Annotated in this window: 23 protein-coding genes and 2 tRNA genes; 16 read left to right on the top strand and 9 right to left on the bottom strand. The window is 45.3% G+C overall.

Translation table 11 applies throughout. The features are described from left to right. Positions 1–5: 5 nt before the first annotated feature. Positions 6–755, top strand: a complete 750-nt coding sequence (locus tag EYM_RS04180; protein ID WP_157058758.1) for a phosphoglycerol geranylgeranyltransferase — start codon at positions 6–8, stop codon at positions 753–755. A gap of 49 nt (positions 756–804) precedes the next feature. After that, on the top strand, positions 805–1,857 hold the full coding sequence (locus EYM_RS04185; protein ID WP_075049814.1) for a pyridoxal phosphate-dependent aminotransferase: 1,053 nt from the start codon (positions 805–807) through the stop codon (positions 1,855–1,857). Here EYM_RS04185 and EYM_RS04190 read toward each other — a convergent pair. Continuing rightward, complete coding sequence (locus EYM_RS04190; RefSeq protein WP_075049815.1) at positions 1,838–2,227, bottom strand: cupin domain-containing protein; 390 nt, start codon at positions 2,225–2,227, stop codon at positions 1,838–1,840. The genes EYM_RS04185 and EYM_RS04190 overlap by 20 nt on opposite strands. Before the next feature lie 66 nt (positions 2,228–2,293). Here EYM_RS04190 and EYM_RS04195 point away from each other — a divergent pair, with 66 nt between their 5' ends. The 3 genes from EYM_RS04195 (at position 2,294) to EYM_RS04205 (ending at position 4,526) form a co-directional block, all read left to right on the top strand. Continuing rightward, positions 2,294–2,881: an METTL5 family protein gene (locus EYM_RS04195; protein ID WP_083495045.1), complete on the top strand. Its 588-nt coding sequence runs from the start codon at positions 2,294–2,296 to the stop codon at positions 2,879–2,881. Next, positions 2,847–3,974 carry a PUA domain-containing protein gene (locus EYM_RS04200; RefSeq protein ID WP_075049816.1) on the top strand — a complete coding sequence of 376 codons (1,128 nt, stop codon included), beginning with the start codon at positions 2,847–2,849 and terminating at the stop codon, positions 3,972–3,974. Before EYM_RS04195 ends, EYM_RS04200 begins: the two co-directional genes overlap by 35 nt. Before the next feature lie 81 nt (positions 3,975–4,055). Next, positions 4,056–4,526 (top strand): winged helix-turn-helix transcriptional regulator, encoded by a 471-nt coding sequence (locus tag EYM_RS04205; protein ID WP_075049817.1) that lies wholly within the window; start codon positions 4,056–4,058, stop codon positions 4,524–4,526. Here EYM_RS04205 and EYM_RS04210 read toward each other — a convergent pair. After that, positions 4,523–5,599: a glycosyltransferase gene (locus EYM_RS04210; RefSeq protein ID WP_157058759.1), complete on the bottom strand. Its 1,077-nt coding sequence runs from the start codon at positions 5,597–5,599 to the stop codon at positions 4,523–4,525. The two genes, EYM_RS04205 and EYM_RS04210, sit on opposite strands and share 4 nt — an antisense overlap. Positions 5,600–5,674: 75 nt before the next feature. Between EYM_RS04210 and EYM_RS04215 the strand changes: the two genes are divergently transcribed. Next, entirely contained in the window at positions 5,675–6,415 is a 741-nt protein-coding gene (locus tag EYM_RS04215; RefSeq protein ID WP_075049819.1) for a hypothetical protein, read from the top strand. Here the strand turns inward: EYM_RS04215 and EYM_RS04220 are convergent. After that, positions 6,399–7,505, bottom strand: a complete 1,107-nt coding sequence (locus tag EYM_RS04220; RefSeq protein WP_075049820.1) for a GMP synthase (glutamine-hydrolyzing) — start codon at positions 7,503–7,505, stop codon at positions 6,399–6,401. The genes EYM_RS04215 and EYM_RS04220 overlap by 17 nt on opposite strands. 157 nt (positions 7,506–7,662) lie before the next feature. On the opposite strand from EYM_RS04220, the gene EYM_RS04225 reads away from it, so the two are divergent. Then, positions 7,663–7,751 (top strand) — tRNA-Ser (locus EYM_RS04225). A gap of 2 nt (positions 7,752–7,753) precedes the next feature. Here the strand turns inward: EYM_RS04225 and EYM_RS04230 are convergent. Further along, on the bottom strand, positions 7,754–8,677 hold the full coding sequence (locus tag EYM_RS04230) for a hypothetical protein (protein WP_075049821.1): 924 nt from the start codon (positions 8,675–8,677) through the stop codon (positions 7,754–7,756). A 178-nt stretch (positions 8,678–8,855) separates the two neighbouring features. Between EYM_RS04230 and EYM_RS04235 the strand changes: the two genes are divergently transcribed. From EYM_RS04235 to EYM_RS07815, 4 genes are all read left to right on the top strand, one after another. Continuing rightward, the gene (locus EYM_RS04235) at positions 8,856–12,587 is read left to right on the top strand and encodes a molybdopterin oxidoreductase family protein (protein WP_075050620.1); all 3,732 of its coding nucleotides are present in this window, start codon (positions 8,856–8,858) and stop codon (positions 12,585–12,587) included. Positions 12,588–12,727: 140 nt separating this feature from the next. After that, positions 12,728–13,036 carry a ferritin family protein gene (locus EYM_RS04240; protein ID WP_075049822.1) on the top strand — a complete coding sequence of 103 codons (309 nt, stop codon included), beginning with the start codon at positions 12,728–12,730 and terminating at the stop codon, positions 13,034–13,036. A gap of 157 nt (positions 13,037–13,193) precedes the next feature. Beyond that, positions 13,194–13,379: a hypothetical protein gene (locus EYM_RS04245; protein ID WP_075049823.1), complete on the top strand. Its 186-nt coding sequence runs from the start codon at positions 13,194–13,196 to the stop codon at positions 13,377–13,379. Between the two features lie 26 nt (positions 13,380–13,405). Next, a complete protein-coding gene (locus EYM_RS07815; protein WP_157058760.1) occupies positions 13,406–13,576 on the top strand; it encodes a hypothetical protein in 171 nt (56 codons plus the stop codon). Between the two features lie 2 nt (positions 13,577–13,578). On the opposite strand, the gene EYM_RS04250 is transcribed toward EYM_RS07815, so the two are convergent. From EYM_RS04250 to pdxS, 4 genes are read right to left on the bottom strand one after another with little or no spacing between them, the layout of a single operon-like run. Continuing rightward, positions 13,579–14,109 carry a class I SAM-dependent methyltransferase gene (locus EYM_RS04250; RefSeq protein WP_075049824.1) on the bottom strand — a complete coding sequence of 177 codons (531 nt, stop codon included), beginning with the start codon at positions 14,107–14,109 and terminating at the stop codon, positions 13,579–13,581. Positions 14,110–14,125: 16 nt separating this feature from the next. After that, positions 14,126–14,662, bottom strand: coding sequence for a methyltransferase domain-containing protein (locus EYM_RS04255; RefSeq protein ID WP_075049825.1), 537 nt, complete (start codon positions 14,660–14,662; stop codon positions 14,126–14,128). Beyond that, positions 14,663–15,511 carry an SDH family Clp fold serine proteinase gene (locus EYM_RS04260; protein WP_075049826.1) on the bottom strand — a complete coding sequence of 283 codons (849 nt, stop codon included), beginning with the start codon at positions 15,509–15,511 and terminating at the stop codon, positions 14,663–14,665. A 57-nt stretch (positions 15,512–15,568) separates the two neighbouring features. Beyond that, positions 15,569–16,603, bottom strand: a complete 1,035-nt coding sequence (pdxS, locus tag EYM_RS04265; RefSeq protein WP_420806575.1) for a pyridoxal 5'-phosphate synthase lyase subunit PdxS — start codon at positions 16,601–16,603, stop codon at positions 15,569–15,571. Between the two features lie 287 nt (positions 16,604–16,890). Here pdxS and EYM_RS04270 point away from each other — a divergent pair, with 287 nt between their 5' ends. Both EYM_RS04270 and purB read left to right on the top strand, forming a co-directional pair. Then, entirely contained in the window at positions 16,891–18,807 is a 1,917-nt protein-coding gene (locus EYM_RS04270) for an Rqc2 family fibronectin-binding protein (RefSeq protein ID WP_075049828.1), read from the top strand. Beyond that, positions 18,804–20,159, top strand: a complete 1,356-nt coding sequence (purB, locus tag EYM_RS04275) for an adenylosuccinate lyase (RefSeq protein ID WP_075049829.1) — start codon at positions 18,804–18,806, stop codon at positions 20,157–20,159. Before EYM_RS04270 ends, purB begins: the two co-directional genes overlap by 4 nt. Here purB and EYM_RS04280 read toward each other — a convergent pair. Further along, positions 20,131–22,395, bottom strand: a complete 2,265-nt coding sequence (locus EYM_RS04280) for a hypothetical protein (RefSeq protein ID WP_075049830.1) — start codon at positions 22,393–22,395, stop codon at positions 20,131–20,133. The genes purB and EYM_RS04280 overlap by 29 nt on opposite strands. Positions 22,396–22,474: 79 nt before the next feature. Here EYM_RS04280 and EYM_RS04285 point away from each other — a divergent pair, with 79 nt between their 5' ends. From EYM_RS04285 to EYM_RS04295, 3 genes are all read left to right on the top strand, one after another. Further along, positions 22,475–23,110: a hypothetical protein gene (locus EYM_RS04285; protein WP_075049831.1), complete on the top strand. Its 636-nt coding sequence runs from the start codon at positions 22,475–22,477 to the stop codon at positions 23,108–23,110. Further along, positions 23,089–23,418: a transcriptional regulator gene (locus EYM_RS04290; RefSeq protein ID WP_075049832.1), complete on the top strand. Its 330-nt coding sequence runs from the start codon at positions 23,089–23,091 to the stop codon at positions 23,416–23,418. The genes EYM_RS04285 and EYM_RS04290 overlap by 22 nt, the downstream gene beginning before the upstream one ends. A gap of 27 nt (positions 23,419–23,445) precedes the next feature. Beyond that, a tRNA-Ile gene (locus EYM_RS04295) sits at positions 23,446–23,519 on the top strand. Positions 23,520–23,550: the final 31 nt, after the last annotated feature.

Genomic DNA, 23,550 nt, shown 5'->3' on the forward strand with positions numbered 1-23,550 from the left:
TGACAGTGACGGCGGTCGATAAGGTACTGCTGGATAATAGGGGTAAGAACGTATTCATCTTGTTAGATCCGGATAAAGTCCTTAAAGAAAAGGATACGTATGCAAAGAACCTTCAACGGGCTTGCAGCGGAATCGCGTCGGTCTTGGTTGGAGGAAGTACAGGTTTTTCCCAATGCGAGGTAAACGAGACCATAGACCTCGTGAGGTCCGTTTGCAATAAACCAGTGATAATATTTCCCGGATCTCCAGCGCACGTTACGCCTAAGGCCGACGCTATATTATTCATGAGCCTACTTAATTCCAGGAAAACGAAGTTCATAATAGAGGATCAATTGGAAGGTTCTTTACTAGTATGGAAATATGGCTTAGAAGCGCTTCCTACAGCTTATCTGATTGTGGGTGAAGGCGGTACTGCTGGATGGATAGGTGATGCTAATCCAATACCGTTCGAGAAACCGGAAATACTATTAATGTACGTATTAGCTGCGAAGTACCTAGGCTTTAAGTACGTATACATAGAGGCCGGAAGCGGGGCGAAGAGACACGTTCCCCCTGAAATGGTCAAAGCAGTTAAGAATGTGGTCGGAAACGACGTCTTCTTGATAGTTGGCGGCGGGATAAGAACCATTGAGACAGCTAAATCCTTACTGAACGCCGGAGCTGACGGAATAGTCTTAGGTACGCTTTTTGAAAGAGATCCCGATAGGGCGATTGAAATAATTAATTCTATTACTCGGGAAAAATCTATGAGATGAACGATTACGCTATTAATCCCTTTTATTGGATGCCGTGCCGGTAGTGGGAATGGAGTGTAACAAGAGGAAGTGGTTAAGCCTCTTAAAAGCGTACAAGTTACCGGAAAAGCCTCCTAGAGTCAAGGCCAGACTTCACTTAAATGAGAATCCATATCCCCCACCTAGAGAGGTGGTTGAGGCGGCTTACGAAGCCGTGAAACATGGAAACCTCTACCCCGATCCCGAACGATACTTCCTTCTAAGGGAATTAGCAGCAAATTTCTATTCCTTACCAGGACCTGAGTGGATCTTACCTACCTTAGGTAGCGATACTGCCCTTAAGTTATTCTTTGAAGTATGTGCTCTAGGTTCAAATGCAGTCTTCCCTTCCCCTAGCTTCCAAGCTTATCCTCACTTAGCCAGCACCTCCAACACTACCATGGTATATTCAAATTTAATCGAGGGTGAGGACGACTTTGAACTAGATCTAAATGACTTCTTAAGTAAGGATGCAGAGGCGGCAGTGATCGATAGCCCCAATAATCCAACCGGATCCATTTTAATAAATGAAGACGATTTAGAGAAGTTATCCAAAAAATTCAAGGTTGTTCTAATTGATGAGGCTTACGCTGAATTCAAACCCAAAGAGTTGACGAAATTAGTCACTAATCATGAGAATATTCTATTTACAAGAACAATGAGCAAAGTCTTTGGATTGGCCGGATTTCGCGTTGGTTTCCTAATAGGAAATCCTGAGTACATTGAGGAAATTTCAAAGTTATTGCTACCTTACGATATGCCTTCCCCCTCGGTAGAAGCGGCTATATCAGCGCTCCGTCATAGCAATTACATCAATGACTATCTGAGTTACGTCGAAAAGGAGAAGGAAAGGTTATATGAGGTAGTTAGATCTCTTGGATGGAAACCTTTCAAGAGCTATACCAATTTCGTCCTAGTCAAGACGAACGTAAAGGACATTGTAAACAAGTTTAAGGAAAAAGGTGTGATGGTTAGAGGTGTGCCACTGGGGAACGAGTGGTTTAGAGTTAGTATTGGGAAGCCGGAAGAAATGGAAACGTTCTACGAGGTCGCTGAGGAAATTTCTAGTCACCTTCCTTCCTGAGGGCAGCGTAAGGGTCCTCTACCCTCACTCTCTCATTCAATGGCTGCGTCGAAACTTCTATGAGTCTCACGTCTTCTAATGCAATCAATTGATGGACTGTGAAGGGCCTTATCGTTACGGCCTCTCCTTCTTCTAAGACGTATTCCTCATTTCCGCTCTTTATCTTCAACCTTCCTTTATCGACGTAAATGGTTTCTTTTTTCATCCTATGATAATGCACGCTCGTTGAATAACCCTTCTTTATTTCTAGAATTTTTCCACCGTACTCTTCCTCGTCTGCAATCCATATTTCCCTACCCCAAGGCTTTTCAACAATCCTTGCCTTCTTTATGTCAGAAGCTGAGACAGTCCTCAATTGCGCGCTTTCCATATGAAAGTCCCTCACTGTAAGTTTATTCGATATAGTTTTATTTTAGTGGAAGGGTTTCAGTCGACTTTGATAACCAAGAAAGCATTGGAACTGGAACTTGAAAAAGTACTGGACGTAAAGGGGTCTTTAGGCATTAAGTACGAGCAATACGTGACCCCCTCGAACATTGCGGCTGACGTACTATGGAGAGCTTTTCTCAACGGCGACGTTAGCGGGAAGGTGGTAGCAGACCTAGGTTGTGGTACTGGAAAGTTCTCCTATGGCGTAGAGTTGCTAGGTGGGAGGGGAATCTGCGTAGAGGTAGACTGGAGCTTGCTTTCTAAGTCTCCCACAAAAGAAAAGGTTAGGGCATATGTGCCATTCGTTCCTTTGAGGAGCATAGATACGGTAATAATGAATCCTCCATTTGGTACCAAGAAGGAGAAGGCTGACAGACCGTTCTGGATGGCTGCACTAGCTATTTCCAAGTCCGTATATAGCTTGCAGCCGAGTTCCCCTAGTCTGTTTAAAGTTATTTCTAATAGGGCCTCGAAAGCTGGTTTCGAGTGCGAAGTCCTAGCTCTGTATAAGTTTCCTCTCAAAATGAGATACGAGTTTCACCGAAGTAGGGTGAGAGTAATTGAGACGGCGCTTTACTATTGCAGAAAGGTTTAAATATGGTGAATTAATAAAAGAGGACCTCAGTTCCCAAGGAAACTTAAATGAAATATTGGAATCCCTCTTGAGTCCAGGGAAACACCTCTGCGTAAGGGTTAACCGACTCAAAGCGAAACCAGAGGACGTCATGTACGAGATGGAATTAAAGGGTTTCAAGCCATACCAACCGTACAAGGAACTTGAAGAATTAGTCTGCGTTAAAGTTGAAGGCCCTTTCGAAATACCTATCTTAGATTCTTATATTATAGCAGATAAGCGCGCAGCGGAAAGCGTATACATTGGAGCTAATTTATACGCGCCTGGCATCATCTCTATGAAAAATGTAAAGGAAGGAAAAGAAGTAACAATTCTTTCAGAGAGAACGATGGATCCGGTAGGCATTGGCTTTGCGAAGATTTCCGAGAAAGCTCCTAGAGGCTTAGCAGTGGAAGTTACAATGAGCGTCTATAAAGCTCCTAAGTTTAGGGAACTAGAAGCGTTTAAGAAAGGCGGAATTTACCCGCAAAGCGCACCGGCCGTTGCAGCCGTTAAGGCTCTCCAGCCACGAGGTCTAATTGTTGATCTCAATGCCGCGCCAGGCGGTAAGAGTTTTCACGCATACGAACTTTCAAAAGGGAAAGTGATATCTGTCGATATATCCCGAAAGCGATTAAGTAAAATGATTGAGGAAATGAAGCGATTAGGTCATAATATAGAAATAATAAGAGAAGACGGACGATATTTCGATCTCAAGCACCCGGAGCTCTTGGGTAAGGTAGACAGAGTAATAGTGGATCCACCTTGTACCAGCATCGGAGTCGTTCCTAAGTTGTGGGATGAGAAGAGCGACGAAGACTTAATAAACGCCTATAACTATCAAGTTCAGTTCGTTAAGGTTGCTTACAGACTACTTAAGAAGGGAGGTCTAATGTTGTATTCAACGTGCACAATCACTAGAAAAGAGAACGAAGAAGTTATAGAGTTTGCCAAACGGTTGGGCTTTGAAGTGTTAGAAATCGAAACCCCTTGGGGCAAAACGCCTATTAAAGTGTTTCCTCATATGCACAAAGAACCTGGATTCTTTATTTCAATATTAAGGAAAAAGGTTTAGCAATCTAATCGAGATAATGGGTTACTTGTTTACACTATATTAATAAGTCCATTTAGCGTGATTTACTGCTGAGGAGTAAACATGAAACTCGAGACTAGTGGTAGAGATTTAGGTTACGATTCAAACCAATCGTCTCAACCGGAGATAGTGAAAGTAATTTCTGAGTGCATTGAGAAGTTGAAGGAGTTGCATGAAAACTATTCGAATAAGAGGTTTACGCCACAAGAGTTAAAGGACAAGCTAAGCGAGATCAGACCGAAAATGGAGCTTCTTACTTCCAAGTGGGTTCCAGATATACTTTACGCATTACTCCTAAGCGGTGGGATGGGATTCAACGAACTTAAGCACACTTTGGGCATGTCCTCAAGGGTACTATCTGATAAACTACAAGAGCTGGTTAAGAACGGACTAGTAGTTAAGGAGGAGGTTGATGGTCCAGGAACCAAGAGAGTAAAGTATAGGTTAACGAGCGTTGGTAAGGAGGTAGTATTCTCCTTAACCCCTTTCTTGCTTGGTATATACCTAGCTGGCAACGAAGGCTGTAAGAATTAACTAACTAATAACTTTTCTCTAAGAAGCGCTACATTACTCCACGAAGTCTCTTGGGCGTATCTCCATAACTTACCCCATACGTCTTCTTGAACACCCTTCTCTATTAAGGTCTTCATTTTTTCGACGTTCCCTACGGGAAAAGTAACTTCCTTAGCTACCTCCCAACACTCTATCAACCGCTGAACCCTGGAACATATTGGTTTGCCCTCACTCCCTATTACCGTATGAAGTGCACCGGAAATTCCGTAATCGTTAGGATAGTCTCTATAGGGCATCAAGACGTAGTCCGCGAGTCTAATTAGAGCCCCTAGTTCGCCCCTACTTAGGTACCTCTCAATTAGTACGACCCTACCTTTGCCTAACTTACGTTTGACCTCGTTTATCGCCTCATAGTCTCTTTCAGTGAGGGGTTTTCCCGCTAAGATCAACGTCCCTTCCCTTATCTTCTTTATTAGCGTTAATGCCTCCTCTAAACCTTTATCTCTCCTTAGGAGTCCGTACAACAACAGTACTGGTCTGTGAAACTCCACCTCGACTCTTGAGGCGGTTAGGGTCTCGCTTCCGTGAGGTATTATTACCGTTTTCTCTAAATTATCGATCATTTTCGATAACGCTATTTCTTGGATCGCATGGTGAAGCAGTATTACATCGCTAATCTCAGCAATTTCTTTATGTAGTAAAATCCAATGTTCGTTGTATCTTACTCGAACAGTGTGGATAGTGGAGACTAAAACGTCCGCGAACGGCCTCACGTATCTCAGTAACCAAGATGCCCTAGAGTCCAATGGAATAGTGGGCCATAATCCGTATTCCAGCTGTATCTCGAGGTAATCGAATGGCCCTAATTCCTCGACGCTTTCAGCTATTTGGTGATGGTAGCGTTGGCTCCCCCTTACCCAACTTCTAATAACCTTCACTCCATCCACAACCTCTTCCTCCGGAGCATTGTCCCATTTAGTCGCGATCACGACGACTTCGTGACCTCTTTCAGACAATGCCTTAGATAATGAGAACGCGTATTCTCCTATACCGCAAGGCATTGGAGGAAACGAGGACACAATACCTATTCTCATTTTCAATCGTCCACGAATTAGCTCGTCCCCTAGCTTAATACCCCTTGAAGGTCGAAGGCAGAAGGGATCAACGGAGTGAAGGCTGAGGAAATAGCTAAGGAAATAGAGAACCGACTAGGCTTGAAAACCTCAATAGAAAGCGATTCAATAATTATAAGCGATGGAATAGATAGCGTGAAGGCAAAGCCTAGCGAGCTGTTAATGTCAATTGCGTTGTGGGTAGAACCTAAGAAGGCTTGGAGCGTCCTGAAGATACTTTACGGAAGTCAGAGCGTTGCCTATGAAGCTTACGAAGAGTATAAAGAATTACCTTATTCCCCGACTGGGAAAACTTGTTGGCTCTACAAAGCATTGGCCAAAGCGGTTGAACAAAGGATCGGAGGAGTTCCTAAGAGTAAGGTATTGCGTCAGCTGGAAGACAAGGTCTATAGGAGATGGCCTAACGTTTGCGGAGAGATAGATGCTCAAACTGAAGTGACGAAATTGGTAACCGAACTCAACTCGCTCGGAATATCTTCATCGCTAACAGTGGATGGAAACCAGTTAACGTTAAGGATAGGAAGCAGAAGTTTAACTTTAGAAAGAAGGTCGCCTATCTCACTGTTACTGGTTAAAGAACTAAGGAAGTTAGCTAACGAAGACTTGGAGTTGCTTAAGGAACTCATTGAGATCGGAAATAAGGGAGGTTGCGAAGGCCTAGTGTCAAGGGTTTTAATAAGGAAAAAACTAGCTAAGTACCCAACTATAAGGTCAATGCTTGAAAACGAGATAGAGGAAATAGCTAGGGATCTAAGACCAATTACTCGTACTCAATAGTAGCCGGAGGCTTCGGCGTAACATCATATACTACTCTCCTTATTGAAGGAACCTTCTCGAAAATCTCTTCTGCTATCTCTTCTAATAAGCTCCTGTCTATCTTAAGTACGTCAGCTGTCATGAAGTTATCTGTTAAGACAGCCCTGATTGAGAGAGTGTAATTACCATCCTTTTTCTCTGAAACTTGTACTACTACGTGCGTAACATCATTTCTCTTGGTTATTATCTCTTTCCATATTTCGTATGGTCTCTCCCACTCTGTAACCAGGGCTATTGGGCCGTATGCCCTTAGATCGCCCTTGACGCCCGTTGCCTTCACTCCTTCGAATACGTACGTTTCTGGGTTATCCATAATTTTTTCCCCTAACTTGTCTTCCCATATAGCGGCAAAGTATTGGCTGGGGTTTAGGTCCTTCAATTTTTCCTCAACGATTGTAGTAGCCTTCCTTAAAGCTTGGAGCTTATCGGTCCTTACCTCACCCACGCACCTAACTAACAAACCGGGTCCAGGGAACGGTTGCCTAGAAGCTATTTCCTCTGGCAAGCCTAAGGCTCTTGCTACAGCTCTAACCTCGTCTTTATAAAGCTCTACGAGAGGCTCCAGTAACTTGAAGCCCCATTTCTCCCTTACGTTTATTCCTAGTTGTTCTAAGACGTTGTGCTGCGTCTTTATCCCACCGGTCGTTTCTATCCAGTCCGGCGCGGTGGTACCTTGGACTAACCACCGTGCTCCCCACTTTCTCGCTTCTTCGGAAACCACATTGTAGAATATTTCTCTAAATATCTTTCTCTTCTCTTCGGCATCGCTTTTTCCGATTAGTTCCTTCATGAAGCGTTCGCTTGCGTCCACTATCTCAATGGGCATTACGTCCTTCAACACTTCCTTTACCCAGAGCGGCTCTCCCTCTCTCATGAACCCTGTATCAATGAATATTACTCTGATTTGCTCGGGACCTAGAGCTTTGAAAGCTAAAGCGGCCGCAGTCGTTGAATCAACGCCACCACTCACTGCTGCCAAGACCTTTTCGTTACCTACAAGCTTCCTTATTTCCTCGATTTTTCTCTTAATAAATTCATTTGGATCGAACAACTTCCTATTCACCGCCTTACGTAAATGGAAAACAGTTTAAACTTCGCGATTCCATGCCCTCAGTGACCTTTTCACCACATTAACCTTCGGCCGAAATCCGATTCCTCATCGGGCACTATTCGATATACTTTTAAGTCTAATTAATGAAGGATTTCGTGCCGGGGTGCCCGAGCGGCCCAAGGGGGTGGCCTGGAGAGCCACTCCCCCTAACGGGGGGCGCGGGTTCGAATCCCGCCCCCGGCGCCACCTCATAGAGTCACGAACTCGATTGATTCTATTCCATACTTGTTTATTGGAAGAAGTTTGGAGATCTTTCTCAAGTCTACGTTACATTTACCCTTGCATTTCACGACAATTCTGCTATCACTCCTCTCGATGAAATATATATTTGAGGAACCGGGATTAAGCGCATCTATTAACTTCATCACCTTGACGTCATCGTCTTCTTCTTCGCGAGCCATTTTCTCGAGAACGTTCAAGGCCTCTTCCCCAATAACTGATTCCACCTCTTCCTTGCCTCCGAGCGCATCTAGCCTTACCTCTAGCAATTCCTCGGGGGAACCGTGACCTTCTATTAAGAACCGCACTAATTGTGCGTAAGCTATGCTTAGGGGTAAGTCTGCTGCCACAGTCCACGAAATCCTGTCGTTGAAAACCTTCTCCCCCTTTCCGAAGTCGTAGTTCCGAGCTATCGCTAGTAATAAGTCCAATTTCGATGTACCCATTTCTCTGGAAAGTAAATCGAGTGCCTTTACACCCATTAAGAGAGGACCTTTGACTTCTACGCTTACATCCTTTGTAGAGTTAGAATACAAAGGAGCTATTTCCGATGCTACAGTGCTTAGAGCTTCCTCTAATTCTCCTTCCCCTTCGGCTGTTTTGAGCAATGAGAAAAGGGCCACGCAAGGTCTCGGATCGTCTCCACATATAGTTATGGTCTTCTTATGACGCAGTATAGAGAGAGCATCATGTAAGTTAGTGACCTCTGTCATCTCTGAGCTTATTGGAATAGGATAGAAATTGTAACCCATGAAAATGTAGTCGCTATATAGATCTGAATAAAGATCATCTAAAACGAGAAGGGCCCTAGAGGAATCTTCATCTAGGAGGTAGTCTAGATTAGATCCTTCTATTATCCAATGGTCTTTAATGACCGCCCTCTTTACCCTCAATCTGATCCCGACCGTCACCGAATAATAGATATATGTCTCAAAAACGTATGTGTCTAAATGGTCGGTAAAGGAGGATCTCGAAGATATATTCGCCAAGGATCTTTCAAACCGTTTATGTTTTCAGCTACCCTTATTAGTGATACAGTGAGAGAATTCCAATGGTGAGTGCTTGAGTTCAGTGAACCAAACTAGGAGAAAGATTATAAAGACCATTGCCATTGGCGCTGCCTTCGCTGCTATCAGTAAGGCTTCTAAAGTTCCAAACGAACAACTCGCGGCTGAGTTAGAGGGCATTACCTCTAAGCTTCAAAAGAACGTTAGGATGGCTCCAGTGAGAATAGAAAGGATACCAGTAGGTCCTTGTAGGTTCTGTGGAACTGGATGTGGCGTGCAAGCCTTAGCTAAGGTTGACACTGCCACTGGAGAAACCCTCGATATGCTAGCTATTCTCGGTATGCCTAAGTACCCAGTAAACAGGGGAGCGATGTGTACGAAAGCATTCTACATCCATAAAGCGCTCGGTTACGGTGGTAATAAGGAAGCTTACAAACTAAGGCTCAAGAAACCAGCAGTTATTAAGGACTGGATAATTCCCGAACTAGGTAGGCCTCCGATAAAGGAAGACGAGATATTCCTTGCACCGAGAGTCAAGTACGGTCAAGTTAGCAAGAACTACGACGCTAAGCTGACTCAAGAAGAACATTACGCAAAGAACATGGTAGAAGTCGACTGGGACACTGCAGTAAAGTTCTTCGTTACTATGTTCAAATACGCCCTTAAGAGGTACGGACCTCACAGCTTCGCTTACTACGGAAGCGGACAATTAGGAACCGAGGAGAGCTACGTAATCAACAAGTTAACCAAGGGAGGTATTCACACTAACAACCTAGACGGAAACCCGAGAATGTGTATGGTCTCAGCGGTAGGTGGTTTCATTACCTCCTTCGGTGCTGACGAGCCCGAGGTATCCTACGATCACATCGACATAGTAGACAAGGCCAACCCCGCTTCTAAGATGCACGCAACCACGTTCTTCTTAATAGGTACTAACACTGCTGAGGCTCACCCGATAGTCTTCGGTAGAATAGCTAAGGTTAAGGAGAAGAACCCCAACGCAAAGGTCATACTAGCTGACCCAAGGAAGACCAGGAGCGGAGCTATCGCCGATCTATGGCTACCTCTAAGGTGGTCCATGGACGTCGCTCTGATGAACACTCTCGCTCACATAGTTGCCTTCGAACTCGACCACTGTAAGGTCATCGACGTAGAGAAAGGTATAGTTCAATGCGATGAGAAGTACGTTGATATCAAGTGGCTCAAGAGGCATGCTGACTTCGCCGTAATTAAGAACAGCCAGAAGACTTGGGCTAAGAAGGACTATAACACCAAGTACAACAAGATGGGAGAGCTCAACGAAGTATGGGACATGGGCACCACTGCAAGCGCCGCCACCAACTACGGAATGTACCCGAGCGTAGGTAAGAAGTACGCCTCCGAAGAGGACGTAGAGAGGGACTGGTGGAAGGGCTTCGCCCTATACTTGAAGTTCCTTGAGACCTACAAGCCCGAAATAATGGCCAAGTTACTCTTCGGTGACCAAGCACCGCTAATCAACAAGAAGTTGGCCGAAAAGCTAGTTGCAGCCGGCGAGCTAGCTCCTGAGAAGGTTAACCTAGGAGCTAATACTCCCTTCGTTGAGATAGACCCTGTCGAAGCACTGAGATTAGCTGCGAAGTGGATGGCTAACGAGAAGGGTCAGAAGGGCAGGACCTTAGTGTTCTGGACCATGGGCGTAAACCAGAAGATGCAAGGTGTCCACACAGTCAACACAATAATCAACTTCCTCGCACTAACTGGCCAGCTATTGAAGTGGGGAGCCGGTGCCCTAAGCCTTACCGGACAGCCGAACGCTTGCGGAGGTATCAGAGACCAAGGAGGTTTGGCTCACGTACTACCTTACGGAAGGCTAATTGCTGTTAAGGCTGCTAGAGAGGAAGTCGAAAACATATGGAGGCAAGTAACTGCTGAGTTAATGAGAAGGCAAGGATACAGCGAGAGCGAAATACAAAAGACAATGAAGGAGATCTACGTCCACCCATCCCCCGGACCTCACGTAATCGAGATGTTCAGAAGAGTGAACGCCGGACAGCTAAAGATCGTCTGGATAGCCGAAACCAACCCCGGACAAAGCCTACCGAACGTATACAAGTACAGAGTGGGAATGGCCAAGCCACACGACGATTGCAAGGCCTTCCCGTTCGTAGTTGTAAGCGATATTTACCCAACTAGAACGACCGACGTAGCCGACCTAGTCTTCCCGGCAGCCGCTTACGCTGAGAAGGAGTTCTTCTATGGATGTACTGAGAGAAGGTACTCAGTAGTTAATTACACAATAAGGCCTCCGGGAGAGGCTATAGGCGACCACGTAATATTCGCCTTAGTAGGAAAGGCCCTAGAAGACGAAGGCCTAGTGCCCAAAGGCATCGTAAGTGGGTTCTTCCCTGAGAACGTTGACGAGGCCGCTAAGAAGGAAGGTATCAGCTGGGTTCAGTACGTGGTTAAGAAGAGCCAAGAGAAGAAGTGGCATATGAAGTTCCTAGACAACATATACGACGTAGACATACTGAGCCTATCTAAGAACACCTACTATGACTTCAGCTACGCAAAAAGAGAAATATTCAGGAAGAAGACGTGGGAAGAACAGCACGGTTACAGATGGCCATGGCCATGGACCTACGCTGTTAACAAGAACGTGAAGGAGAGATACGATAAATACGAGAGCGCTACCAGATACGCCTATCCGTACGATCCTCTAATGCCGGAACCTAAGCTAGTTAAAGAGATATACAATAAGATAAAGAACATGAACGATCCAGAGGAGATAAAGCACTACCTAATGAGTATTCCAGACGAGGAACTGCACCCCATACACAAACACAAGTGGGTCGCTAAGGCCTATAAGAATCCAGCGCTACTGAAGTGGGTATTAAAGAACATTGTCGAGGAAATCGACGACATTGCCTACAAGGAAGCTAACAAGCTCAACCCAGAGTGGTACGGCTTGTTCTATGCGAAGCCCACTGGTAGAATGACCGTATGGGCTAGGCCGTGGTTGCCGGTCAACATAGATCACAACACCGGTGTGGTAACCATAAATGACAACGTCATCATCGCCTACGAGAAGCTTGATGCAGACGCCGTCTTCAAAGGTAAGATAAACATCTTCGAGGCACCAAAAGGACCATTCGTCGTGGCTGAGAAACACGTAGGTAAACCAGTCAAGGACGTCAATGAGGCCCTCGAGATGCTAAAGACTAAGAGCTGGGGCGAGATGATCTCCAACCCAGAGTACAAGAAGTATCTAGAATCGATATTTGCCATAGCTCTAGCTCCTGCTGAAGTACCTGGATTCAAACTAGAATACAAGTTAGAGAACGGTCAAACGATAACCCTAAGGGAAGCCGAACCGTACTGGATGGTCGCTACCACTGGAAGAGTCATCGAGCACTGGCACACCGGTACAATGACCCTCAAGGTACCAGAGCTCAGGAGAGTAAAGCCTTCTGCGTATATCGAGATAAACGTTGACACTGCGAAGGCCCTAGGAATCAAAGACGGTGATTGGGTGGCCGTCGAGAGCCCGAGAGGAAAGATAGTACTGAAGGCCAAGGTACTAGACCCGAGGACTGGTCTCGGAGGACCCAGATACGATTACACCTTCATCCCATGGTTCGATCCCAACAAGCTAGCCAACGCTATCACGCTAGATAACTACGACGTACAGCCCTACTTCTTCCAGCCAGACTTCAAGACGTGTGCTGCGTACGTGAGGAAGGCTAGGCCCGACGAGATACCCACTAGCGAGAAGGAGCAAACGGCATCGGCTAAGTACAACATTTACATCTTCTAACACTAAATCTCTTTTTATAACATAAATACAAGTTTCTTCTCTATATAATTTTAAATTCGCTCTTTAAAGTAGTTATCGTTTCGATAACTACCGCCTTATACTTTAATCATTCTAATGAGCACCTTAGGTTGTGAAGCGTTATGCTAGGCGAAAATCCTCTAAAGATTCCCAAAGATAGGAAATTCAAGAAAGTTGAAGTAGCTCAAGCCTTGAGATGGGGAGTAATAGCTGAATTAGACGCGATAAACTTCTATGAGCAACTGGCCGAGGCAATAGACGATGAAAGGGTAAGAAAGGTATTCTTAAACGTTGCTAGAGAGGAAAAGGAACACGTTGGGGAATTCCTAGCTTTACTCCTCGAATACGATGAAGAGCTCAAGGAAATGATTGGAAAGGGTTATAAGGAAGTTGAGGAAGAAACTGGAGTAAAACCTAAATCCCTTCCATAGAATCGAACCATAATTTTTCAATTAAGAAAAGGTAATTCTCCGTACTTCTCATATAAAATCGAACTAGGAAGTTCCTCTTTCTATATAAATACGAGCATTTTTCTCTAACATAAGAGATTAATCCAATGGTTGCTAATTTACACTTGAGGGATGTGGTATGGGGAAGATGAGTGCTCACATGGAAGCGGAAATAGACGATGCAGTTTTGGAGAAGCTCTTCGGAGCTCTAACTGCGAAGGGCGTTAACAAGATAATAATGGAGATAAAGGATGTGGAAGGAAAGCTGATAATTACTGCGGAGCCCTCCGAGGAGAGCGTAGTAGAAGTCAAGAAAGCGCAATAAGGAAAGCGTAAGGGGAACATGCGACATTGAGAATAAACATAGTAATAGAGACTGACGAGAACCTCGATAATCTGATAAAGTCGAAACTGGAAGAAGGAGCCGGCATTAGGGTTCACGTATCGAATTTAGTTTTTCAGCTGAGGTCTGGAGATGAAGTAAAGGAGGAGATAAAGGTAACTGAAGAGTGCTTTAAGTAGGATTACTTTTTTAGGCACGTAAACCACTCCAAGTCACACACAATATTGAAGCCCATTTCCAGTAAACGTTTCTTAGATAAGAAGTGAGCGTACTTGTAAAGCTCGTGACCTTTCCTACCCTTCTCCTCGTACAATTTAGCTACGTCGCTTTCCTTAGGTATTATGCATGCTACTACCTCCTTGCTAACCCTTTCAGCCTCTTTAATGGCATCCTCTACTGAATCCACGAAGCATAAGGAGGTAACGAAGTAGCTGCAATCGAACGCTTTGGACCTAAAGGGGAGCTTCTCGGCAACGCCCAAGACGCTCTCGAGCCCCTTAGCTTTCCCTATTTTCAAAGCGCCTAAGGCCGGGTCGAGGGCCACTGCACCTAATTCCTTAGCGAAGGCACCGGTGCCGCTCCCTATTTCCAAGATTCTCTTACCCTTGACGCCCTTCCTTAAACACTCTAGCTCTCGATTGAAGATCTCCTCGTGTTCTTGGTACCACCTATCGTATCTCTCCGCCACTCTAGAGAACGCTTCTTTACTCAACCCCGTTCATCCAGTTCTATAACTTTTTTCTTGAAACTATAACTATAAGCTCTTCTAACCCTAGAGACCTCCTCTTTAATTCCAATAGATCAAATCCCATTCTCCTAATCGCATCTAATACATCGAAAGATGTAAGGGAGGAATAGAGCAATACCAATAAGCCCCCCTTTCTAACCCTTACGAACCTCAATGCTTCCTTGGCCCACTTGTCGCAAGTGGCTATATCGTCTTCGCAAGGCAAGTAAGGTAAGTTACTAACTACCAGATTCGCGTCCCTTACGCAGCTCATGGAGTTGCATCTGATCGCTTCGAAACCGCAAGACTTACATGCCTTTACTGCGCACTCCATCAAATCAATTCCAATTACCTTCTCTACCTTCTTGGAAATTACGTTTAATAGAACGCCCGAGCCGCAACCTATTTCTACCCCTAATCCGCCTACATATGGAAGATCCTCTATTACTTCCCACAAGAACCAAGTGTCTTCGGAGGGTTGGTAGACTTCTTCGTTCCAACAAAAACAAGGGTCTTTAACGCACGTTAAGTTACACATTTACTGAAACCTCTCCTTGCCTCGCTCGGTAGGTAAGTTAAAGGGTAAGTACTCAACTCCAGGCCTGTTAGTTTGCGCTTGAGGATATAATTCCATTAATTCGTAAACTTCCGGTGGCACTTGACCTTTTACTGGTAGCCCTAATTCCTTAACTTTTTCATAGAACAGTGGGTAATCGTGCGTGTATTTGCCCATTACTAATTCCTCGGCAACGGCCTCCGCCTTCTCTTCTTCCATCTTACCTTTCAATAACCTCAGGACGAAGTCGTACATTTCAGCCAGTGCCTTTTCGGCGATGTCTGCATAGGCCAAGAACTTATCCGAGGCCTCCTTACCCTTCTCCTTTGCAACCTTTACTAAGCTGGGGGCGGCGATGTGGGTCCCTTCGAAAGGCACTTGCGGGTCTACCGGACCTAGGGCGGCCGCTTTATCCATCCATATCTCGTCAGCTGCTAGGGCTATCAGAGTTCCGCCGCTCATGGCGTAGTGCGGAACTACTACTACTTTTTTAGCGGGATGTTGGCTCAATGCGTGAGCTATTTGGGCAGCTGCTAGGACCATTCCTCCCGGAGTGTGCAGTATTAACATTATAGGCTTGTCTTTGGGCGTGGTTCTTATTGCTCTTATTATGGCCTCACTGTCTTCTATATCAATGAACTTATAGAAGGGCACACCGAACAGCCCTACCCTTTCTTGCCTATGTATCATTGTTATTACTCTGTAACCGTACTTTTCTTCTATTCTTTTCAACAACGCCATTCGAGCTGCCTTTAATCTTTGGAATGAGAAAAGCGGTTCAGAAATTACAGTAAGGAAGAGCAACCAGAAGAGCAGGCCCACTATGTCCATACTACTTTACCCGAAAACCGAGAATCCGCTTCCGTAAAAAGCGTCCGGGAAATAGTTTCAATCCCCTCTAACTTGGAGGAGCTCCTCTGGCTTCAGCTGCCTTATATCAATACCCATCATGCTCTTTCTTTCGCTTATCATCGATTGGGCTTCAAGTACTGCTTCCGGATCCATCCATAGCGAGGTAGCTAGGACTATCGCTTCCGCTCTTTGCCTCGGATCCTCGCTCTTGAATATGCCGGAGCCTACGAAAACGCCGTCCGCCCCTAGCCACATCATTAGAGCCGCGTCGGCTGGAGTGGCTATTCCGCCAGCGGCGAAGTTCACTACTGGGAGCCTTCTCAGCCTTACCGTAAGCTCGACTAGTTCGTAGCTTACGCCCATTTCCCTAGCCTTTAACACCCTGTCCTCCTCTTCCATTGAGATGAGCTCTCTCAATTCGCCCATCACGGTTTTCATGTGCCTCACTGCTTCAGCCACGTTCCCCGTTCCGGCTTCGCCCTTAGTCCTAATCATAGAAGCGCCTTCGCTAATCCTCCTTAAGGCCTCCCCTAAGTTCCTGGCACCGTTAACGAAGGGTACCTTGAAGAGCCACTTATTGATGTGGTGGCGTTCGTCGGCCGGAGTTAAGACCTCGCTTTCATCTATCATGTCAACCCCTAGCGCCTCTAGTACCTTAGCTTCCATGAAGTGACCGATCCTAACCTTGGCCATTACTGGTAATGAAATAGAGTTCATGACCTCCTTTATCACGTTGACGTCGGCCATCCTAGCTACTCCGCCAGCCTTCCTAATGTCGTACGGCAACTTGTCGAGAACCATTACGGCGACGGCCCCTGCGTCTTCGGCTATTTCGGCTTGTTCAGTGTTAGTTACGTCCATTATTACGCCGCCTTTCTGATAAATAGGGAAGCCTAGCTTAACCCTAACCGTACCGCTTGCAACCTTTTCCCTAATTTCTGAAGGGTCGGGTAAGTAGGTCCAGAGTCCCTCTTCCTTCAGTCTGTCCTTGGCTTCAGCTAACTTATAGAAGAAGTCTGCTATTGCATCGAAACCTACTTCAATGAGGTTATCCCTCTTTGAGAGAGCCAACAACGCTCGTACCCTACATTTAGCTTTCATGGGGGTGTTTAAGCTAACGCCATTTTATCTATTTAAATAGATGGAAGTAATTGAAGCACCGCTTCCAGACATCAATAAGAGTTGCTTTCACGAAGACATATGGAATCAAAGACGAACCTTCAATGTCAAGTCGAAGTCGTGTAATAACGGTTAGTGTAAAAATCGCAAGCTCGAATTACTCGAACAGTTCACTAAATTTAAACAATAGGTATCAGCGTTTTAGGTACTTCAAGTATTTTGAAGTAGGACGATTTGAAGTGAAGAGAAAGACCTCGATGAATTTGCTAGATTTAATCGCGTGGGTAAACAAGTACGGAAAGCGACTCGAAGGGAGCGTAATTCAGAACGCCTACTACAATGGGAAGCTCCTCTGGTTGAAACTTAGAAGCAAAACGGGTAACGTAACTCTACTAATTGAACCCGGAAAGGCAGCTTACGTAACTTCTAGGAAGTTGCAAGCACCGGAGAGACTCCATCCCTTCGCTGGAGGCTTGAGGAAATATCTAAATGGAGGGAAAATAATTTCAGTAGACGTCCTAGGTCACGATAGAATTCTCTCGATTTCTATAATGGCTCGCGGAGAGGAATTTCGACTAATAGGTGAGTTGATACCGAGAGGCGTTATTACTCTAATAGATAAGGACGGGAAGATACTATATGCGAACGAATACAAGGAGATGAGAGATAGAGTAATAAAAAGGTTGGAGAAATACGTACCACCTCCCTCGCCTCAGTTCGATCCCTTTACGGACTTAGACGACCTTAAAGAGAGAATTTCTAAGGGTAAGGACGTAGTTAGGGGCCTGGTTCTAGGCCAAAAACTCCCGGCAGACGTAGCCGAGGAAGTAATTGCTAGAGCGAACGTGGACAAATCGAAGAAACCTAGAGACCTTACCGAAGATGAAGTAGAAGAACTTAGGAAAGCCATAAGGGAGGTATATGAGGAATCGATGCTCGGAAAGGGCTACCTTTACTACTTGAACGGAAGACTTTACGCTTTCGAACCGTTTAAGAGCGTCCTCCTAACTGAAAGCGGCTTCCACTTCGAGGAGGGTGACTTCAATGAGGTGCTTGATAAGTACTTTACTGAGTTCGAAGGAGAAAGCGTGGAGGAGGACGTTCAAGAGAGAATAGAAATAGAAGTGGAAAAATTGAAAAAAGCAATGGAAAAACAGAAGGCTTTAGTTGAGGAATACAAGAGGAGAGCCGAGGAATATAGGGAACTGGCCACCAAGATAGCTCTTAACTATGCTGAAGTAGAGGAACAATTAAGAAAGGGAAGGAAAATAAAGGTGGACGATATAGAGGTGGAAGTTCCACCTAAGTTAACCTTAGATGAGTTCATTAGAGAACTATACTCGAAGGCCACGAACTACGAAAAGAAGTATAAGAAGGCCCTTAAAGCCCTGGACGAATTAAAGAAGCAATTAGAAGACGTCGAAACTAAGGTCTTGGAGGAAATAGCCAAGGAAAAGGCAAAGGTAAGGAGGAGAGAATGGTATGAGAAGTATCACTGGCTAATAACTAGGAACGGTCTCCTAGCGATAGGCGGGAGGGACGCCTCCCAGAACGAGGCGGTAGTTAGGAGATACCTCGAGGAGGAGGATTACTTCCTTCACGCAGAGGTCCAAGGAGCTCCTGCAGTAGTGCTGAAAGGAGAGGCCACTGAAGCCGATCTTTACGACGCAGCGTGTCTAACTGCTTGTTACTCGAAGGCTTGGAAGGACGGAAGGGCTTCCGTAGACGTGTTTTACGTAAAGGGCTCGCAAGTAAGCAAGAGCCCCCCTTCAGGCCAATACGTAGCTAAGGGTGCATTCATAATAAAGGGCCGTAGGGAACACGTGAGGAACGTTCCGCTAAGGCTGGGTATAGGTATCGAGCTCTTCGAGGGCTCGCCTAGGGTTATAGTTGGACCCCCCGACCTAATCAAAGAGAGATCCGTGGTTTACGCTATCTTAGTTCCAGGAGACGAGGAAAAGAGGAAGATAGCGGAGAGGTTAAAGAAGGTCTGGACCTCTAAGATCGAAGATCCTCAAATAAGGGGCTTAATAGAAGGCATCGATATCAATGAAATAGTTCAGAGAATACCGGGCAAGGCTAACGTAATTAAAATAGGCAAGGGTGAGAAGTCCCAAAACCTCCCAAGCGAGGAGACGAGGGGGACTAGCGCTTGAGCGTCTGTCCATTTGAGTGGCGATACGGAAGCGATGAAATGAGGAAGATCTGGAGCCTCCAGAATAGGCTAAAGGTTATGGTCGAGATAGAAAGGGCTCTATTGAAAGCGTTGGTAGAAGCCGGTCTAATACCGAGGGTCAATTACGAGGAGCTTCGAAAGGTGGAAGTGAATCCCCGAGAGGTACTTGAGCTGGAAAGGGAACTCAAACACGACGTCATGGCCTTCACTGAAGCTTTAAGGAGCAAGCTCGATCCGGAAACTGGCAAGTACGTCCATTTAGGTGCCACGAGTTACGACATAGTAGACACAGCTTGGGCCTTACAAATAAGAGACGCTCTAGCTCTAATCTACGATAAATTGAAGAGAGTAATCGAGAAGCTCTCTTGTATGGCTATTGAATATAAGGACCTAGTCTCTCTTGGCAGGACTCACGGCCAATGGGCTCTACCCATAACCATAGGTTTCAAATTCGCTAATTACGTTTACGAACTAACTCGCTCTTACGAGCGTTTGAGGGAAACGGAGAGGAGAGTAGTCCGGCTGAAAATGAGCGGCGCCGTAGGAACGATGGCTGCGTGGGGAGGTAAGGGACTTCTAATTGAGAAAATTGTTGCCGAGGAACTGGGCTTGGAACCTCACGTAATTTCGACGCAAGTGGCCCCTAGGGACGGATTCGCTGAATTGATATCGAATCTGGCAATACTCTCTTCAGTGCTTGACCGATTCGCCTTAGAGGTAAGGGAATTAAGCCGGCCGGAAATAAGCGAAATAGTTGAAGGCGTTGAGAAAGGGCAAGTCGGATCAAGTACGATGCCGCATAAAGCTAATCCAATTATCTCAGAGAAGATATCTGGGTTAGCAAAGGTCGCAAGGGGGTTAGTTGTAAGCGAATTGGAGAACGTCCCTCTTTGGCATGAAAGGGATCTAACTAACTCCTCATCGGAGAGAATAATAATTCCACACCAGTTCCTAATACTCGACGAACAACTGGAGTCGATGCTGAAGCTATTGAGAAAACTAATTGTGAATCGCGACGCAATAAGGAGAAACTTAGAGAAGGCTGGATGCGTTAACTTGGCTGAGAGAGTTATGGTTTACCTAACCCTTCGGAAAGGGTTAGCCAGGAACGATGCACACAAACTCGTTATGAACTCAGTAAGGGAGTACGGTAGTTTGGAAGAGGCCCTTAAAGGGGAACTTGGAAAGTACTTAAGTGAAAGCGAGTTGAAGGAGTTATGCGATCCAACTACGTACTTGGGTAACGTAAGTGAGATAATAGATAGAACTATAAGATACGCAGAAGAAACTTTAGGCGTAAGGTTTAACCAGTGTACAGATACACGACGCTAACCGCTTTAATTCCGGGTATAGTTGCGTTCGTGTCCGGATCTCTTAGGTCCTCTACGAACGCTTTCAATAACTTCAAGTGCTTGAAACGAACCTCAGTTGGTTTCAAGCTCTGAAGTATCGTATCGAAGTTATAGCCAGATTGAATAACGCCGTTGTATATTAGTTTATAAAGTAGTACTTTCTTTATATTAAAGAGAGGAATTAAGTTCGTTACGGCAGATAGGAGAACTACCCTTCCATCAACGCTTCTAGCCTCTATAGCGTTACCCGAGACTCTTAATGTTGAAGGCGATGGAATAACTAGTTGTACCGTCCTTCCGCTTAAATCTCTACCTATTAGAAGGTACATTATGTATTTTCCGAATATCTGGGAATCATTGAGACCCCTTATTCGAAGCATCCATATGGACTTAGCGAAATCGCCCGCCCGAGGTATTCCGAGAATGGTCTTCGAGGAAGGTATGTATGAGAACACTTCGTAAGTGAACACGCAAGTTCTATTGGGCGGTAGCGCAAAAGCCTTAGCCAGATTTACTAAGTCGTCCTCAGTTCCAGTTAAGGCCTTTGCAACTTTAGAGATTTTGACCATGTTATACGCTAACGGATCAACTAAGGTGGTAGTGTTCGCCACGACGCCAAGCATGTATCCGTAATCCCACCAAGCTACAGCGAACTTACACTTGCCCCTCATGAATTCCAACGTCTCCGGAAAGAGCGGCGTGTAAAACGACGTCCCTGCTGATAAGAAGCTCGGAACAGGGTAGTTAATGGCGAACGTTACTCCATTCGATATGCCTATAGCGAGCGTTATCAGTCCCAGTAATATTACTGATGCGTGATAAAGTTTCTTTATATCGAACGACCTTAGAGAAAGGAACTCCCTAATTGACCAGTAAAGGGCTAAAGCGCCCCCTAATCCGAGCATGTAGCCTACTAAGGTCAGTAGGTACACTGAAGTGTTAACCGTTATCAAATAAGTACCGAAGAGAGCCATAGCTAGCATCGGTAAGGAAGCCACGACGTCGTTGCGACCCTCCTTCCTACTTATCAGTGCTACTGCGTTAAGCAGAGCTATTGGTGCCAAGATGCCTATTCCGAAGACGTTAGGAGCAGCCGAGACGCTGATGACGTTCCATATACCTTGGTGTTCGGCGACGCTTTGCGCCAAGGGATCGACCTCTTTCTTTATCCATGGCATTAACATCATTACGTACCTTCCGGGTAAGAACTTGAATAGTATGGTAAAGTGCTGTTCAACTATTATTGCCCAAAGGATCAAGGCTAATAATATTCCGAACCATATCTTTCTACCTCTATCACTAAACTTTTCCAGAAGGATGTATTCTGTTGCCGATATTATTCCCAGTAGAGCTATTAATCCTATAGCGGCATATTTCAGCTTAGTCATCCAAACGGTAGTTACCCACCATCCGGTGGCCACGTAACCTATCAATACACCTATCGAGTAGAAGGCCATTAATTTGGGTAGATCCTTTTCTGGAGTTATGAATGGAAGAATCAACAGTCCAACGATTGTAATCCCAACGAAGCCCAAGAAGCCGCTCCAGTAAGCTGACGAAAGTGAAAGGGTCAGACCGCCTATCAAGCCTATTACGAAGTACTTCCTCGGATCCCTCGTTCCCTTATTATATTCCATTACAGCCCATGCGTAAGTTATCAGGTACAAAGTTGAATAGAAGGTAGTTGGCGAAACTTTTTCAACGAAACTAGCAATGCTTCTCTGTAAGAACGCTTGTTGGAAGGATACAGCTAGAAGCGATAAAAAGGCCAGAAGCGGACCTCCAATTAACCATCCTAGCACAGTAACGGCTAAGGCGGTCAGTGCACCGAATACTGCTGGGAGGAGACCGACCCAATCAACTAGCCTCAATCCGAACGTCTTTAACGCGGGGTAGAAGAGCGCTCCGGTCATCGCTAGTCCGGGAAAGTCGGTTATTCTGAAATCCCTGCCCTCCGGCCACCACCACAAGTACCTCGTATTTTCCGGTGTTAATTTCCACCAATATCCCAATCCATGTAGATAGAGCTGCTCGCTTTGCCAGTAGACCGAGAGGCTGTCGTCGTATTGTAACCATATTCCGAACTTAGAGTACTTAAAGAACGGAATTACGCGGATGTAGAGGGATGCAACCAATAGGACAGCTGTAAGGAAGATCGCTATAATCCTAATGCTCTTCGGATCGATAGTCTCTAATAGCTTCATTTTACTTCTCAAACTATTACCCGGGCATCCCGACCGATTAACGGAATATATAGGGTAGCGTATACTTTCCTCTACTGGGAGTCACAGGAAATTGAACTCTGAGGAAGTACCTACCTATATGTTGCTTAAATCGAACTTGTGCTCGGCCATCACGAATTACTGGACCGTTATAGTATCATTCTCAGCAATAACTTCGTTGATATTCATTCCCCTAGTAAACGCGTTAGACATCTATTCACTTATAGTTACGTTCCTAATACTGCGTTCATTAATATTACTCTTGGCTAGATTAAATGTCACGTCTAACAACAACGTACCAATACTTGATAGATTAAGTGGGAGATTGAGAATAGGTAAACTTATGAGTAAGAATCTATCGCAGTTCTCTCAAAAGGACTTTAAACTTCAACTAATGTTCATTGTAATGGCTCTAATCCTAATTTCATTAGCCACGGTCACGAATAATTACGTTATGACCGAGAGCTTCTTGATCGTTTCAATTATAATAATAAATGCTGGAATACTCTATACCTTAATAGAACCCTCGGAAGTAGCTCTACCGGCCGCCCTCTGGAGCTTGGGATCGATAGTCTATGCCCTCGTTGAGTTATACTATACGGGATTACCATTGGTGTACGTCCTCAGTATTATAGTCACTAGCGACGTCTTCGCGATCTTAGGATTAAACGCAAAGGGGATAGAAGAATGCGTGAATGCGATGAAATAGCCAAGAAACTAAAGGAGGTGGAAATTAATCCAACGAGGGCGTCGATACTTACTTATTTGAGTATAGTCGGTGAGGCTAAGCTGAAGGACCTATCCTCCGCTTTGGGTCTATCTAAGTCAGTTACGTGGAAACACGTCAAAGAGATGAAATCTAAAGGATTGTTAGCGGTAAGGTATACGTTAGGTTCCCACCCAGAAATGATAGTTAGCATAACTCCCGAGGGATTGAAAAAGTTGATGGAATACCTCCAATTGCACGAAAAGGTCAAGGAGTGCGTTCAACGAAAAACCTTTGAGAAAGATTCATAAACCCAAGAACGCGATGCTACAAACGGAGGGCCCGTAGCTCAGCCAGGCAGAGCGCCGGGCTCATAACCCGGTGGTCCGGGGTTCAAATCCCCGCGGGCCCACTACTTCTCGACGCATCCTAAGGATCCCTTC

Origin of the sequence: Ignicoccus islandicus DSM 13165 (assembly GCF_001481685.1) — an archaeon.
GTDB lineage: Archaea > Thermoproteota > Thermoprotei_A > Sulfolobales > Ignicoccaceae > Ignicoccus > Ignicoccus islandicus.